Annotated in this window: 1 protein-coding gene; it reads left to right on the plus strand. The window is 75.6% G+C overall.

Translation table 11 applies throughout. The annotated features are described in order from the left end of the window. The first annotated feature begins 15 nt into the window (after positions 1 to 15). On the plus strand, positions 16 to 17,847 hold the full coding sequence (locus ACZ3ZE_RS23100; RefSeq protein WP_467260469.1) for an SDR family NAD(P)-dependent oxidoreductase: 17,832 nt from the start codon (positions 16 to 18) through the stop codon (positions 17,845 to 17,847). Positions 17,848 to 17,891: the final 44 nt, after the last annotated feature.

The following is a 17,891-nucleotide window of genomic DNA, read 5'->3' on the forward strand; positions in this document are numbered from 1 at the left end:
CAGGGGGGACACGACATGGCCGGCGCCGCCGACCACATAGCCGACGCTGCCCGTGCCGACCGGCACGAGCCTGGCATCACGCCGACGCAGAGCGGGGGCGACCCGGACGGGCCCGCCGTCACGCCGACGCGGGCCGGGGGCGACCCGGACGGGCCCGGCCGCCCGCACGACACGCCCATCGCGGTCGTCGGAGTGGCGTGCCGGTTACCCGGGGCGGCTAACCCGGAGGAGTTCTGGCGGCTCCTGCGGGACGGCGTCGACGCCGTCGTCCCCACCCCTCCCGAACGTTGGGACGCCGACGCCCTCGCGGAGGCGGCGGCGAGCGGCCCGGGCGGCGCCGGTACGGAGCCGGCCAGCGCAGGTCTGCGGCACGGCGGCTTCCTCGACTGGTCCACCGTCACCGGGTTCGACGCGGCCTTCTTCGGCATCGGCCCCCGCGAAGCCGCCGCCATGGACCCCCAGCAGCGGCTCATGCTGGAACTGGGCTGGGAAGCCCTCCAGGACGCCCGCATGATCCCCGAACACGTCGCCGGCAGCCGGACCGGCGTCTTCGTCGGCGCCATCTGGGACGACTACGCCACCCTGCTCCGCCGCCAAGGGCCCGGCGCCGTCGGACGGCACGCCCTGACGGGCCTGCAGCGCGGCGTGATCGCCAACCGCCTCTCGTACCGCCTCGGACTGCGCGGCCCCAGCCTCACCGTCGACTCGGCGCAGTCGTCCTCCCTGGTCGCGGTGCACCTCGCCTGCGAGAGCCTGCGCAGCGGCGAGAGCGAACTCGCCCTCGCCGGCGGCGTGAACCTCGCCCTGGCCGCGGAGACCGCGGCGGTCGCCGCCGCCATGGGCGGACTCTCCCCGACCGGCCGGGTCCGCACCCTCGACGCGCGCGCCGACGGCTACGTACGAGGGGAGGGCGGCGCGCTCGTCGTCCTCAAGCGTCTCGACCGGGCGCTCGCCGACGGCGACCCGGTCCTCTGCGTGATCCGGGGCAGCGCCACCAACAACGACGGCGGCGGCGAGGGCCTCACCGTCCCCGACCCCCGCGCCCAGGAAGACGTCGTCCGGCAGGCCCACGCGCGCGCCGGCACAGGCCTGGACGCCGTCCAGTACGTCGAACTGCACGGAACGGGAACGCCCGTCGGCGACCCCGTCGAGGCCGCCGCGCTCGGTGCCGCGCTCGGCCGCTCCCGCGACGTGGCCGGGAACGGTCCGCTTCGCGTGGGTTCCGTCAAGACGAACATCGGCCACCTAGAAGGCGCCGCCGGCATCGCCGGTCTGGTCAAGGTGGTCCTCAGCCTGCGCCACCGCCGGCTCCCGCCGACCCTCCACCACCGGACACCCCCGCCGCACATCCCGCTCGACGCGCTCAACCTCCGGGTGCAGACCAGACTTGGGCCGTGGCCCGACGAGCACCGCGAACTCGTCGCAGGTGTCAGCTCCTTCGGCGTGGGCGGCACCAACTGCCATGTGGTGTTGAGCGAGGCGCCGGGGACGGTGGGGGCGGGGTCGGAGCCGGGGCCGGAGCGCTGGTCGGAGCCGAGGTCGGCGTCGGAGCCGGGGCGGGAGCCGGCGTCGGGTCGGGAGTCGGAGCCGGAGTCGGAATCGGAGCCGGAGACGGATTCGGCGCCCCGCCTCGGGCTGGGGCCCGATCAGGAGGCCGACGCGGTCCCGGACGCGGATGCTCCTCTTCCTGTACGTGAAACCGCCCCCGTTCCGTGGGTGCTCTCCGCCCAAGGCCCCGAGGCCCTCCGTGCTCAGGCCGCGCGCCTCGCCGAGCTCGTGACCCGTCGCCCCGGCCTCGACCCCGTCGACGTGGCCCACTCCCTGGTGGTCACCAGGTCGCTCTTCGAGCACCGCGCGGTCGTCGTCGGCACCACCCGCGAGGAGCTGGTGAGCGGACTCGCCGCAGTCGCCGAGGGCAGGCCCGCCAGGACCGCGGTCGTGCCGCAGGGCCCGGCTGCCCGGGGAAGGACCGTCCTCGTCTTCCCCGGCCAAGGGTCCCAGTGGGCCGCGATGGGCCGGGACCTGCTCGACCAGGACGAGGTCTTCGCCGAGCGCATCGCCGCCTGTGCCCGCGCCCTCGCCCCCTTCACCGACTGGTCGCTCACCGACCTGCTGCGCGGCGAGCCCGATGCGCCCTCGCTGGAGCGGGTGGACGTCGTGCAGCCCGCGCTGTGGGCCGTCATGGTGTCGCTCGCGGCGGTGTGGAAGGCCCACGGTGTGGTGCCCGACGCGGTCGTCGGGCACTCCCAGGGCGAGATCGCCGCCGCCCACGTCGCGGGCGTGCTGAGCCTCCGCGACGCCGCGAAGATCGTCGCGCTGCGCTCCCGCGCCCTGGCCCGGCTGGCCGGGACCGGCGGCATGCTCTCCGTGCCGCTGCCAGCCTCCGAGGTCGTCGAACGCATCGCGCCCTGGCAGGACCGGGTCGCCGTGGCGGCCGTCAACGGCCCCTCCTCCACGGTCCTGGCAGGCGACGCCGCCGTACTCGACCGCCTGCTCACGGCATACGCGGCCGAGGACGTACGAGCCCGGCGCATCGACGTCGACTACGCCTCGCACTCGCCGGGCGTCGAGGCGGTACGGGACGAACTCCTCACCACCCTCGCCGACATCACCCCCCGACCCGTCACGGACACCGCCTTCTACTCCACCGTGACCGCGTCCCGCACCACCGACACCACCCGGCTCGACGCCGCGTACTGGTACCGCAACCTGCGCGGGACCGTGCGCTTCGAGGAGACCGTCCGCGCCCTGCTCGCCGACGGGCACCGGCTGTTCGTCGAGTCCAGCCCGCACCCCGTCCTCGCCGTCGGCGTCCAGGAGACCCTCGACCTCGCCACCGACCCGGACGACCCGGCGGCGGTCGTCGGGACCCTGCGACGCGACCAGGGCGACCGAGCCCGACTGCTCACCTCCCTCGCCCAGGCCCACGTGGCCGGCGCGGCCGTCGACTGGACCCCCGCGATCCGCGGCGGCCGGGCGGTCGACCTGCCCACGTACCCCTTCCAGCGACGCCACCACTGGCTGCCGACCGCCGGAGCGGCGGTACCGGTCGCGGCTACGGCCCCCGCCGTACCAGCCGCGCCCGCTCCCAGTCCCGTCGAGGCCGCGGGCACCGGGACTTCGTGGCGGCAGCGGCTCGACGCGGCGCCCGACGCCGAGGCGACGGCCGCCCTGCTGCTCCGCCTCGTCCAGGACGAGGCGACGGCCGTTCTCGGACTGGACCCGGCGGCTCCGGTCGACACCCACCAGGAGTTCAAGGCGCTGGGCTTCGACTCGCTCGCCGCCGTCGAACTGCGCAACCGGCTCGCCGCCGCCACCGGCCTACGGCTGCCCACCACCGTCGTCTTCGCCCACCCGACGCCCCGCGCCCTGGCCACCCGGCTCCGCGACGAACTGTCCGGCCGCGCGCCGGAGGGCACCGTCCAGGAAGCTCGGCCGACGGTCTCCACCCCCGGCGACGACGGCCACGACGATCCCGTGGTCATCGTGGGCATGGCCTGCCGCTACCCCGGCGGTGTCACGAGCCCCGACGACCTCTGGCGCCTGGTCGCCGAAGGCCGCGACGCCGTGACGGGCTTCCCCGACAACCGGGGCTGGGACCTCGACGCGCTCTACCACCCGGACCTCGCCCACCCCGGCACGACGTACACCCGGCACGGTGGATTCCTGCACGAGGCCGACCGGTTCGACGCCGAGTTCTTCGGCCTGTCCCCGCGCGAGGCGCTGGCGATGGACCCCCAGCAGCGCCTGCTCCTGGAGACCTCCTGGGAGGCGTTCGAGCGCGCGGGGATCGCCCCTGCTTCTCTGCGCGGCAGCGGCACCGGCGTCTTCACCGGGCTCATGGCCTCCGACTACGGCCCGCCCCTGCACGAGGCCGCCGGCGACACCGAAGGGCACCTGCTCACCGGCAGCGCGGGGAGCGTGGCCTCCGGCCGCATCGCGTACACGCTGGGCCTGGAGGGTCCGGCGGTGTCGGTCGACACGGCCTGCTCCTCTTCGCTGGTGGCGTTGCATCTGGCGGTGCAGTCGTTGCGTCAGGGGGAGTGCTCGCTGGCGTTGGCGGGTGGTGTCACGGTGATGGCCAGCCCCGGGGTCTTCCTGGAGTTCTCGCGCCAGCGTGGTCTTTCGGTGGATGGGCGCTGCCGGGCTTTTGCGGCCGGTGCGGACGGTACGGGGTGGGGTGAGGGTGTCGGCGTCGTGGTTCTGGAGCGGTTGTCGGACGCTCGGCGCCATGGGCATCGTGTGCTGGCGGTGGTGCGGGGTTCGGCGGTCAATCAGGATGGTGCGAGTAATGGTCTGACGGCTCCGAACGGTCTCGCGCAGGAGCGGGTGATCCGGCAGGCGCTGTCCCACGCGGGCCTGACCCCCGACGAGGTCGACGCCGTGGAGGCGCACGGGACCGGCACCCGGCTCGGCGACCCCATCGAGGCCGAGGCCCTGCTCGCGGCGTACGGGCGGTCCCGCCCCGAGAACCGGCCGCTGTACCTCGGCTCGGTCAAGTCGAACATCGGGCACTCCCAGGCCGCGGCCGGTGTCGCCGGTGTCATCAAAATGGTGATGGCGATGCGTCACGGCGTGCTGCCGAAGACCCTGCACGTCGACGACGCGTCGCCGTTCGTCGACTGGGCGTCCGGTGCCGTGGAACTGCTCACCGAACCGACCACCTGGCAGCGGCGGGGGAGCGGACCGCGCCGGGCCGGGGTCTCCTCGTTCGGGATCAGCGGTACCAACGCCCACGTCATCCTCGAAGAGCCCGCGACAGCGGCAGACCCGGCAGACCCGGCAGAACCGGGCGACCCGGCACAGCGGCCGGAGTTCGCGGCCGGTGCGTCGTTGCCCCTCGTCCTGTCCGCGAAGTCGCCCTCCGCCCTGCGCGAGCAGGCCCTGCGCCTCGGGCGCCACCTGGGCGCCGAGGACGCGCCGAGCCCGTCGGACACGGCGTACACCCTCGCCGTCCACCGCGCGGTGTTCGAGCACCGCGCGGTGGTGCTGGGCACCACCCGGGAGGAGCTGCTGGCAGGTCTCGCGGCGGTGGCGGCCGGTACCGAGGGAGTGGTGCCGCCCTCCGCCGGCCCCGCCGTGGAGGGCGGGCAGGCAGCCCCGCTCTCCAGGGAGTTCGCCCGGGGCGGGGACGTCGACTGGGCGCCGCTGTTCGCCGACGGCGCGGCCCGCACCGTCGAACTCCCCACCTACCCCTTCGTGGGGGAGCGCTACTGGCTGATGCCCCAGATCCAGACTCCGACCCAGCCACCGCTGACGTCGTCCGGCGCCGCGACCGACGAGGCTGAACACCGCTTCTGGGCCGCCGTACGCGCCGAGGACCCGAAGGCCCTCGCCGAGGAACTGGGCCTCCTCGCGGCCCCCGCGACCAGCCGCCTCGACGCGGAATACGAGGAAGACGACGCACACGAGCCGGACGCGGACGCGCCCCCCGCGACCGGCCAGGAAGACGCACCGGCACTCGCCGCGCTCGGCGCGGCACTGCCCGCGCTGGCACGGTGGGACGGACGGCGGCGCTCCGAGGCCGCCATGGACGCCCTGCGGTACCGGATCGGCTGGCGGCGCGTGGACGTCGCCGCCGGAGCGGTCGCGGACGGGCCCTGGATCGTGATCGTGCCCGAGGGGCTGAGGTCCCACCCCTGGGCGGGCGCCGCGCAGGAAGCGCTGACCGCACGCGGCGGCGCCGTACGCACCGTGACCGTGGATCCGGCGGCAGACCGTGAGCGGATGGGCGCCCTGCTGCGCCCCCACCTCGACGAGGCACGCCCGGTCGGCGTCCTCTCCCTCCTGGCCTTCGCCGAGGGCCGCGCGCCCGGACATCCCTCGGTCCCCGCGGGCCTCGCGGCCACCCTCGCCCTGACCCAGGCGCTGGGCGGCGAACCGGCGGCAGCCCGTACCCGTGTCTGGTACGCGACGACGGGCGCCGTCGCCACCGGTGCCGAAGACCCGCCGACCTACCCCGACCAGGCCCAACTGTGGGGACTGGGACGGATCGTGGCCCTGGAGCACCCGGAGCGGTGGGGCGGCCTCCTCGACCTTCCCGAGCGGCCCGACGGAGCCTCCGCCGACCGGCTCGGCGCCGTCCTCGCCGGGGCCGCGGGCGCCGAGGACCAACTCGCCCTGCGCCTCGGCGGCGACCTCCTCGCGCGCCGCCTGGAGCGCGCTCCCCTCCGTACGCCCGCTTCCCTCCGTACGCCGGCCCCGGTGCGTGCGGAGTCCCCTGTGGGTACGCCTGGCCACCGCCGACGCCGACGGCCCCGTGGCACCGCTCTCGTCACCGGCGGCACCGGAGCCCTGGGGGCCCAGGTCGCCCGCAGGCTCGCCGAAGCGGGCGCCGAGCATCTGCTCCTCATCAGCCGGAGCGGTGAACAGGCCCCAGGAGCCCAGCAGTTACGCGCGGAGCTGACCGGCTTCGGCGCGCGCGTCACCTTCGCCGCCTGCGACGTCTCCGACCGCGACGCCCTCGCCGACGTACTCGCCGGCATACCGGACGCCCTTCCCCTGACCACCGTCGTCCACGCGGCCGGCCAGCTCGACGACGCCCTCCTCACCGCGCTGACCCCCGCCCAGCTCGAACGGGCCCTGGGCGCCAAGGCGTCGGGCGCCCGCAACCTGGACGAGCTGACCCGCGACACACCGTTGGACGCCTTCGTCCTCTTCTCCTCCGTCGCGGCCACGTGGGGCCTGCCCGGCCAAGGCGGATACGCCCCCGGCAACGCCTTCCTCGACGCGCTCGCCGAGCGCCGCCGCGCCGCCGGACTGCCCGCCACCTCGATCGCCTGGGGCGCGTGGGACGGCGCCGGAATGGCCGCGGACACCGCCGTGGCGGACGAGTTCGCACGTATCGGCCTGGGCCGCCTCGGGACTCAGGAGGCCCTGGCCGCCCTCGACCTTGCCCTGACCGGTGACGACGTCTGCGTCACCGTCGCCAGGGTCGACTGGGCCCGATTCCTGCCCGCCGCCACCGCGGGCCGCCCCCGGCCGCTGTTCGCCGAGCTGCCCGAGGCGCGGTACGCGACCGACGACACGGCGGGTGGCGGCGCGGCACCGGCCCGCGAGGGCCTGGCCGTCCGGTTGGCCGGCCTCGACGCGGCCGAGCGCGAGCGGGCGGTGTCCGGCGTCGTCCGAGGCGTCGTCGCCGCCGTCCTCGGCTTCGCCTCTCCCGAACGCATCCGTGACGGGCGGCCGTTCTCCGAACTGGGCCTGACCTCCCTCACCGGCCTGGACCTGCGCAACCGGCTCGGCGCCGCCACCGGACTCGTCCTGCCCGCCACCCTCGTCTTCGACCACCCCACCCCGAAGGCGGTGACCCGCCTCGTCCTTTCCCTGCTCACCGGCGAAGGCCAAGGGGAACGCGAAGGCGATGACGGCAGCGGAGGTACCGGCGGCGGCGAGGTCGTTCCCGCGCCGTCCGCCCCGCGCGCCTCGTCCGCCGCCGATCCGATCGCCATCGTCGGCATGGCCTGCCGCTACCCCGGCGACGTCACCGGCCCCGAGGACCTGTGGGAGCTCGTCGCCTCGGGCGGCGACGCCATCGGCGAGATGCCGCGGGACCGTGGCTGGGACCTGGACCGGCTGTTCCACCCGGAGCCGGGCCGGCCGGGGACCACGTACACCCGCAGCGGTGGATTCCTCTACGGCGCCGCCGAGTTCGACGCCGAGTTCTTCGGGATCAGCCCGCGTGAGGCGCTGGCGATGGACCCGCAGCAGCGGCTGCTCCTGGAGACCTCCTGGGAGGCGTTCGAGCGCGCGGGGATCGACCCGGCCTCACTGCGCGGCACCGACACCGGCGTGTACGTCGGCACCTCCCTCGGCGAGTACGGCCCCCGCCTGTCGGAGCCGGCCGAGGGCGCCGACGGCTACGTCCTGACCGGCGGCGCGGCCAGCGTGGCCTCCGGCCGCATCGCCTACGCGCTGGGCCTGGAAGGCCCGGCGGTATCGGTCGACACGGCCTGCTCCACCTCGCTGGTGGCGTTGCATCTGGCGGCGCAGTCGTTGCGTCAGGGGGAGTGCTCGCTCGCGTTGGCGGGTGGTGTCACGGTGATGTCCAGCCCCGGGGTCTTCCTGGAGTTCTCGCGCCAGCGTGGTCTTTCGCCGGACGGACGGTGCCGTGCCTTCTCCGCCGACGCGGACGGTACGGGGTGGGGCGAGGGCGCCGGTGTCGTGGTCTTGGAGCGGTTGTCGGACGCTCGGCGCCATGGGCATCGTGTGCTGGCTGTGGTGCGTGGTTCGGCGGTCAATCAGGATGGTGCGAGTAATGGTCTGACGGCTCCGAACGGTCTCGCGCAGGAGCGGGTGATCCGGCAGGCGCTGTCGAACGCCGGTCTCGCTGCGGACGAGGTCGACGCCGTGGAGGCGCACGGCACCGGCACCCGACTCGGCGACCCCATCGAGGCGCGCGCCCTGCTCGCCACCTATGGCCGAGGGCGTAACGCCGACACCCCCGTCCGTCTCGGCTCTCTCAAGTCGAACATCGGCCACACCCAGGCCGCGGCCGGAGTCGGCGGCGTCATCAAAATGGTGATGGCGATGCGTAACGGCGTACTGCCGAAGACCCTCCACATCGACGAGCCGACCCCGCACGCCGACTGGTCCACGGGGGCGGTCGAACTCCTCACCGAAAGCCTTCCCTGGCCCGCGGCTGGCCGGCCGCGTCGGGCAGCGGTCTCGTCCTTCGGGATCAGCGGCACCAACGCCCACGTCATCCTCGAAGAGCCCGTGAGAACGACCGACCCGACCGGCCAGGCGGCCCCAGGAGACCCGGTGGCCCCGGCGGCCCCGGCGTACCCCGCAGACCGGCCGGATCCGGAGGAGCCGCACGGCGTCGGCGGCACCGTCCCCTGGACGCTATCCGGCCGTACCCCCGACGCGCTGCGCGCCCAGGCCGCACGGCTGCGGACCGCGCTGACGGAAGGCGCGGACGCTACGGACCCGCTCGCCATCGCCCGTGCGCTGACCACCACCCGTACCGTTTTCGAGCACCGCGCGGTGGTGCTCGGCACCACCCGGGACGAACTGCTCGCAGGTCTCGCGGCCGTCGCCGCCGGTGCCGAAGGGGTCGTGGCCACGGCCGTGACCGGCACCACCGACGGGCCCGTGACCGCCGTCGCCGAGGAGTTCGCCCGGGGTGGCGACGTCGACTGGACGCCCGTCCTCGGGCGAGCCGCAGGGACCTGGGCGGCGGAACTTCCCACGTACCCCTTCCAGCGCAGGCGCTACTGGCTGCCGACGCCCGCCGCCCACGCCGCCGCCGCGCAGGGCCCGGGCCAGGAGCCGCTGGACCATCCGATGCTCTCGGCGGTCCTGCGACTCGCGGGGACGGACGAGTACGTCCTCACCGGCCGGGTGTCCGAGGACGCGCAGCCCTGGCTCACGGATCACCGGGTCGGCGACACCGTGCTGCTGCCCGGCACCGCCTTCGTCGACCTGGCGCTCCGCGCGGGCGGTCGGGCCGGTTGCGGCGTGCTCGCCGAACTCGGCGTGACCGCACCGCTCGTGCCCCCGTCTGACGGCGGGGTCGCGCTCCAGGTGGCGGTCGGTGCGGCCGACACGGAAGGCCGCCGCTCCGTACGGATCTTCTCGCGCCCCGAGAACGCCACCGAGGAGCAGGGGTGGCAGCTGCACGCCACAGGCCTGCTCGCCCCCGCCCCCGTCGAATCCGCTCCCTCGGAGGAGACGCTTGGCGCATGGCCGCCGCCGGACGCCTCTGCGATCGACGTGACCGACCTCTACGACCGGCTGGCACGCCGAGGCTACGGATACGGGCCCGCCTTCCAGGGGCTCACCCGGGCCTGGCGGACGGACGGAGCCGTGTACGCCGAAGTCGCCCTGGACGAGCCCGAACCCGAACCCGTACTCGAAGCCTGGCCCGGGTCCGATGGCGGCGCCGAAGCCGTCGCGGAGGACCGGTACGTCCTGCATCCCGCCCTCCTCGACGCCGCCCTCCACACCCTCGGCCTCGCCGCCGACGCACCGGAATCCGGCGCCCCTGAAGAAGCCGGTGTCCTGCTGCCGTTCGCCTGGCAGGACACCACCGTCGAGGTCGAAGGAGCGACGAGGCTGCGCGTCCGGCTCACGACCGAGGGGCCCGATGCCGGGCGGCTGACCGCGTACGACGAGCAGGGTCGGCGCGTGGCGTCTGTCGGCTCCGTCGTCCTGAGGCCCGCGCCGGGCGCCCTGACCGCCGGACCGTCCGTACGGACCGACTCGGGAGGTCCGGGGCTCTACCGGCTCGACTGGCCCCCCGTCGCGATCCCCGCCGCCGTGGGGGACCAGGCCAGTGGTGCGGTGCTGCTCGGCGACACCGACGCACCGCCGCTCGGAGGAGTGGCGCGCCGCCATACCGATCTCACCGCCCTGCGCGACGCGCTCGACGCGGGCGAACCCGTACCCGGGCTCGTCCTCGCCGACGCCGGGCATCATCCACCCGCTCGGGCGGCCGTCAGCGTGCCCGAGACGGCCGCCGCCACGACGGGGCGCGTTCTCGCGCTGGCCCAGGAGTGGCTGTCCGACCCGCGACTCGAAGCCTCCCGCCTCGTCGTGGTGACCCGTTCGGCCGTCGCCGTGTCGTCGAACGAGTCCGCCGATCCGGCCCAGGCCGCGGTGTGGGGCCTGATCCGTTCCGCCCAGACCGAGCACCCCGGCCGGTTCGTCCTGGCCGACCTCGCGGACCTCGCGGACCTCGCCGAGCGCGCCGACCTGGCGAACCTCGCCGCCCTCGCGGCGGACGAGCCGCAACTGGCCCTGCGAGACGGCGTACCGCACGTGCCCCGCCTCGTACGCGCCACCCCGTCGGACGAGCACCCACCGACCGCACCCACCGCCTTCGACCCCGACGGCACCGTGCTCGTCACCGGCGGCACCGGGCTGCTCGGCCGACTCGTCGCCCGGCACCTCGTGACCCGGCACGGCGTTCGCCATCTGCTGCTGGCAGGCCGCAGCGGTGCCGCGGCGCCGGGAGCCGAGGAATTGCGCGCCGAGCTCGCGGCCCACGGCGCGCACGCCACCCTGGCCGCCTGCGACGTCACGGACCCCGACGCCCTGGCCGCACTGCTCGCCGGCATCCCCGACGCACACCCCCTGACCGCCGTCGTCCACGCCGCCGGCGCTCTCGACGACGGGGCGATCACGGCGCTGACCCCGGAACGGCTGCACCGGGTACTGCGCCCGAAGGCCGAAGCCGCCTGGCGACTCCACGAACTGACCCGCGATCTCGACCTGTCCGCGTTCGTGCTCTTCTCCTCGGCCGCCGGAGTGCTCGGCTCGGCCGGGCAGGGCAACTACGCCGCCGCCAACGCCTTCCTCGACGCCCTGGCCGCCCAGCGCCGCACCGCGGGACTTCCCGCGACCGCGCTCGCCTGGGGCCTCTGGGAGGAACGCAGCGACCTGACCGCCGGGCTCGACGAGACCGCCCTGCGGCGCCTCGCGCGCACAGGCGTCCAGCCGCTCGCCACGGCCGACGGACTCGCGCTCCTCGACGCCGCCCTCGCGGCGGACGAGCCCGCCCTCGTGCCGATACGGCTGGTCCTGACCGGCCCCGCCGGCCAGGACCAGCCCGTTCCGGCACCGCTGCGCGAGCTGGTTCGCGGGCAGGTGCACGGCCCGGTCCGCCTGGTCCGGCAGGACCGCCCGCTGCGCCGCCGGACCGCTCCCCAGGGCACCACCACCGCCCCGTCCCACGCCCACGCCCTCGCCGAGCAGGTCCGGTCCATGGCGGACGCCGAGCGTACGAGGACCCTCACCGCCCTCGTACGCGCACAGGCCGCTGCCGTGCTCGGGCTCGACGCGCTCGACGAGACGCAGGACGAGCGGGCGTTCTCGGAGCTGGGCATGGACTCGCTCACGGCTCTCGAACTACGCAACCGGCTCGGCGCGGCGACCGGGCTCACCCTGCCCGCCGGGCTGGTCTTCGACCGCCCCACCCCGCGCGAGCTGGCCGCCTACCTGGCCTCCCAACTGCACGGAGACCCCACGGATTCCGCGGAGACCACACCGACCGGCCCGGGGCTTCACGGCGCGCCGCCGCTCGCCGCCGCCGCAAAGGACGAGGACCCGATCGCCATCGTCGCCATGGCCTGCCGCTACCCGGGCCGCTCAGCGGACACGGCTGGCGGCGACACCACCGGGGACATCACCACTCCGGAAGCGCTGTGGGCCCTCGTCGCCGGAGGCGGCGACGCCGTCGGGGACATGCCGCGCGACCGGGGCTGGAACCCCGACGAGCTGTACGACCCCGAGCCGGGCCGCCCGGGTCGCAGCTACACGCGGCGGGGGTCGTTCCTGCGGGGAGCGGCCGGGTTCGACGCCGAGTTCTTCGGGATCAGCCCGCGCGAGGCGCTGGCGATGGATCCGCAGCAGCGGCTGCTCCTGGAGACGTCCTGGGAGGTCGTGGAGCGGGCGGGCATCGACCCGGCGAAGCTGCGCGGTACCCGGACCGGGGTCTTCGCGGGAGTGATGTACCACGACTACGGGTCCTGGGTGCGCCGGGTTCCCGAGGAGGTCGAGGGGTACCTCGGGTCGGGCACGGCGGGCAGTGTCGCCTCCGGCCGGATCGCCTACACGCTGGGCCTCGAAGGCCCCGCCGTGTCCGTCGACACGGCCTGCTCCTCCTCGCTCGTGGCCCTGCACCTCGCCGTGCAGTCCCTCCGGTCCGGCGAGAGCGAACTCGCCCTGGCCGGCGGTGTGACGGTCATGGCGACGCCGACGCCGTTCGTCGAGTTCTCCCGGCAGCGCGGCCTGGCGTCCGACGGACGCTGCAAGCCGTTCGCCGCCGCCGCCGACGGCACCGGCTGGGGCGAGGGCGTCGGCGTACTGCTCCTCGAACGCCTCTCGGACGCACGCCGCAACGGGCACCCCGTCCTCGCCGTCATCCGCGGCTCCGCCGTCAACCAGGACGGTGCCAGCAACGGCCTCACCGCGCCCAACGGGCCCTCGCAGCAGCGGGTCATCCGCCAGGCACTGGCCGGTGCCGGACTCACCCCGGCCGATGTGGACGCCGTCGAGGCGCACGGGACCGGCACCTCCCTGGGCGACCCCATCGAGGCGGAGGCGATCCTCGCCGTCTACGGCGCGGACCGCGCACCGGACCGGCCGCTGTTCCTCGGCTCGGTCAAGTCGAACATCGGCCACACCCAGGCGGCAGCCGGAGTCGCCGGTGTCATCAAAATGGTGATGGCGATGCGCCACGGGTCCCTCCCGAAGACCCTCCACGTCGACGAGCCGACCCCGCACGTCGACTGGTCCTCCGGCGCGGTGGAACTCCTCACCGAGAGCCTTCCTTGGCCCGCGGCGGGCCGCCCGCGCCGGGCCGGCGTCTCCTCCTTCGGGATCAGCGGCACCAACGCCCACGTGATCCTCGAACAGGCCCCCGCCGAACCGGCCGCGAGCACGACCCCGCGACCCCGCGGACCCGTCAACTCCGCCGCCCTGCCGATGCTGCTGTCCGGCCGCACCCCCGCCCACCTGCGGGACCAGGCCACGCGGATACGCCGACGGCTCGACGAGCGTCCCGACCTGCGCCCGCTCGACGTCGCCGCCGCACTCGCCACCGGCCGCACGGCCTTCGAACACCGGGCGGCGCTCCTCTCCACCTCCCGCGAGGACTTCCTCGAACGTCTCGACGACCTCATCGACGGCGACGGCACACCAGGACCGCCCGGACAGGCGTGGGGACGCCCGACCGGCGGCGGCCTCGCCCTCGTGTTCGCCGGCCAGGGCAGCCAGCGCCTCGCCATGGGCCGGCACCTCGCCGAACGGCACCCCGTCTTCACCGAGGCCTTCGCCGAGGTCCGCGCCGCCCTCGACCCCCACCTCCCGCGCCCCCTGCACGAGGTGATCGACGCCGACGCCGACGCCGGAACCCGGGAGGACGCGGACGAAGCCGCGTTGCTGCACTCCACCGCGTACACCCAACCCGCCCTGTTCGCCGTCGAGGTGGCACTCTTCCGGCTCCTCGACCACCTCGGCGTACGGCCCGACGCCCTCGCCGGCCACTCCGTCGGCGAACTCGCCGCCGCGCACGTGGCGGGGGTGCTCGACCTCCCGGACGCCGCCACCCTGGTGACCGCCCGCGGCCGCCTCATGCAGGCCCTCCCGCCGGGCGGGTCGATGGTCGCGGTGGACGCGCCCGAGGAGAAGATCCTGCCCCTGCTCACGGCGGGCGTGTCGATCGCCGCCGTCAACGGCCCCTCCGCCGTGGTCCTCTCGGGCCCGACCGAACCCGTCCTCGCCCTCGCGCGGCGCCTCGGCGACGCCGGACACCGGGTCACCCGGCTCCGCGTCAGCCACGCCTTCCACTCCCCGCTGATGGACCCGATGCTCGACGAACTGCGGGCCGTCGCGGAGAAACTGACCTTCCACCCGCCCGCGCTGCCCCTCGTGTCCACGGTGACCGGAGAGCCGGTGACCGCCGAGACCTTGTCCTCGCCCGCGTACTGGGCGGAGCAGGTGCGCAGGCCGGTACGGTTCCACGACGCCGTGCGCCGACTCGCCGACGACGGCGCACGGACCCTGCTGGACGCCGGGCCCGACGGTTCGCTCGCCGGGCTCATCGCGGGCTGGGGCGACCCGTCCCTCGCGGCCGTCGCCGCCCTGCGCCGCGACCGGCCCGAGGCCGACGCCCTGGCCGACGCCCTCGGCCGCCTGCACGTACGAGGGGTGCCCGTCGACTGGGAGACCTACTTCGCGGGCACCGGTGCCCGCCGGATCGACCTGCCGACCTCCGCCTTCCGCCCCGAGCGCTACTGGCTGCCGACGGACGCCGAGAACCGGGGCGGGGAAGGCCGCGGCACCGGGGATGGATCCCACGGCGCCGTCGACGGCGCCGGACTCCAGACCCCCGGCCATCCGCTGCTCGGCGCGCGGCTCGAACTCCCCGACACCGGCGAGCTCGTGCTCACCGGCGCGCTGTCCCTCACCACCCACCCCTGGCTCGCCGACCACGAGGTCGACGGCGCGGCCCTGCTGCCCGGCACCGCGTTCGTGGAACTCGCGCTCTGGGTCGGCGCCAGGGCCGGCTGCGGCCATCTCGCCGAACTCACCCTCGGTCGGCCGCTGAACCTGCCCGAGCGCGGCGCCGTGCAGCTGAACGTGCGCCTCGCGGCGGCGGACTCCGGCGGCGAGCGCCGCCTGACCGTCCACGCACGCCCCGTCCCCGCCGAAGGCACCGCCCCGGACACTCCCTGGACGCTGCACGCCACCGGCACCCTGACGCACTCGGATCCGACGGACTCCCCGTCCGAGAAAGCCCCTTGGGCGGACAACGCCGCCTGGCCGCCGCCCGGGGCCACCCCCGTCCCCGTCGAGCCGCTCTACGAGCGGCTGGCGGCGACGGGCGTCGGCTATGGGCCGGCGTTCAGGGGGCTGCGTTCGGCGTGGACCCTCGGCGAGCACCTCTTCGCCGAGGTGGCCCTGGCACCGGAGGAGGCCGCGGACGCCGGGCGGTTCGCCGCCCACCCCGCCCTGCTGGACGCGGCCCTGCACGCCGCCGCGCTCCGCACCGGAGCGGCGTCGGCACCGCTGCTGCCCTTCGCCTGGAGCGGCGTGACGCTGCACGCCGAAGGCGCCGACCGGCTGCGGGTCCGGCTCACCGTGCGGGACTCGACCATCGCGCTGGACCTCGCGGACCCGACGGGCCGGCCCGTCGCCACCGTCGGCTCCCTGTCGCTGCGGCCGGTCCCGGTGCGTACAGCTTCGTCCACCGCGCCGTCGCCCGACGGAGCGGCGGGCGCGCTGTACGCGGTGCGCTGGCGGCCCGGCCGGCCCGGAACAGACCCCGCCCTCACCTCTTCCGTACGGCTCGCCGTCGTGGGGCAGGACCCGGCGCACGGTCTCGCGGACCTGCCCGGCAGCGCGCGCCACGCCGACCTCGAAGCCCTGGTGGCCTCGCTCGAACACGGCCTCCCTGTGCCGGAGTTCGTCCTGGTGCCCGTACCGACCGGTGACGAGGACGAGCACGCGGACGCGGACCTCACGCGACGGACGCGCACCGCTCTGCACCACACCACCGCGCTGCTGCGGTCCTGGGCGGCCGAACCGCGCCTCGACGCCACCCGTCTGGTCCTCGTGACCCGGGGCGCCGTGGCCGCCGGTCCCGACGACGCCCCCGCCGCCCCGGCCACCGCTGCTGTGTGGGGCCTCGGGAGGTCCGCGCAGCGCGAACACCCCGGCCGCGTGATCCTGCTGGACACCGACGGAACGGCCGCGTCGACTGCCGAACTGGCCACAGTGCTGGGTTCCGAAGAGGCCCGACTGGCCCTGCGACAGGGCGCGTTGCTCATCCCCCGGCTCGTGCTTGAAGCGGACCCTCCCTCCCGTACGGAGGGAGGGCAGCGGCCCGCGCAGCGCTTCGGGCCCGACGGCACCGTCCTGATCACCGGCGGCACCGGAGCACTGGGCGGCGCGGTCGCGCGGCACCTGGTCGCCGAGCACGGCGTACGGCATCTGCTGCTCACCGGCCGCCGCGGCCAGGAGGCCCCCGGTGCCGACCGCCTGGCCGCCGAACTCGCCGCGCTGGGCGCCGAGGTGCGCGTCGAGGCCTGTGACGTCTCCGACCGCGACGCGCTCGCCCGGCTGCTCGACTCCGTCCCGGCCGACCGGCCGCTGCGGGCCGTCGTGCACTGCGCCGGCGTCCTCGACGACGGCGTCCTCGCCACCCTCACCCCCGACCGCCTCGCCCGGGTCCTCGGCCCCAAGGCCGATGCCGCCCGGCACCTGCACGAGCTGACCCGCGACCGGGAGCTGACGGCCTTCGTGCTGTTCTCCTCGGCCGCCGGTGTGCTCGGCTCGGCGGGGCAGGGCAACTACGCCGCCGCCAACGCCTTCCTCGACGCGCTCGCCGCCCACCGCCGCCACCTCGACCTGCCCGCCACATCCCTCGCCTGGGGCTGGTGGGACGACGCCCAGGGCATGGCGGGCCGGCTCGGCGCGGTCGACCGGGCCAGGATGAAGGCCTCCGGAGTCATGCCGTTCGCGCCGGGGGAGGGGCTCGCGCTGTTCGATGCGGCGCTCCTGAACGATGGGGCGGCCCTCGTTCCGGTCCGTCTGGACGCCGCCGCCCTGCGCGAGCAGGCCGCACAGGGCCGGCTCGATCCGTTCCTGACGGAGGTCATGCCCGACTCCGAGCGGGGCGGGGCCACGGACACGCCCCCGCCTCGGGCGGCCACCTCGGGACGACCAGGCTCGCGCGTGCCGGTGTGGCGCGAGCGCCTGCGGGGCAGCGCGCCCGAGCGGCGCGCCGATCTGCTGCTCGACCTGGTCCGCCGGGAGGTCGCCAAGGTGCTCGGCCGGCGCTCGCACGTCGGCGTCGACGCCCACGACCGGCTGCTCGACCTGGGCCTCGACTCCCTGACCGCCGTCGAACTCCGCAACCGGCTGGCCGAGTCGAGCGGCCTCCCACTGCCGACGACCTTCGTCTTCGACCATCCGACCCCGGCCCGCCTGACCGGCCGCCTGGGCGAGCTGCTCGCCGAGACGGCGTCCCCGGAGGAGAAGCCGGGCGACGCCGGTGGGAGCGGGGACGCGGAACCCGGAGCCGCCCCGGCCGAGGACGTGCTCGCCGCGCTCGACCTGCTGGAACGTTCACTCGGCGCCGCTTCCCCCGATCCACGGGTCCGTACGCGCCTGGCGGCGCTGCTCGGCCGGCCGGGGGAAGGCGCCCCGACCAGGAAGCCGGGAAACCGACAGGAACCGGGGCACCGACCGGCGGTCGGCAGCCCTCCCGCGCCCGGGAACGCCGTCGGCCCGCCGCCCGCCAGTCCGCCGCCGGCCGGCCCGCCGCCCGCCGGCCCGCCACCGGCCACCGCCGACGAGCTGCTCGCCTTCATCGACGAGAACCTCCGAAAGCCCTGACCCGGGCGATGAGCTGAGCACCGCCCCGCTCGCCCCACCAGCAC

The organism is Streptomyces sp. NPDC023157 (genome assembly GCF_055560575.1).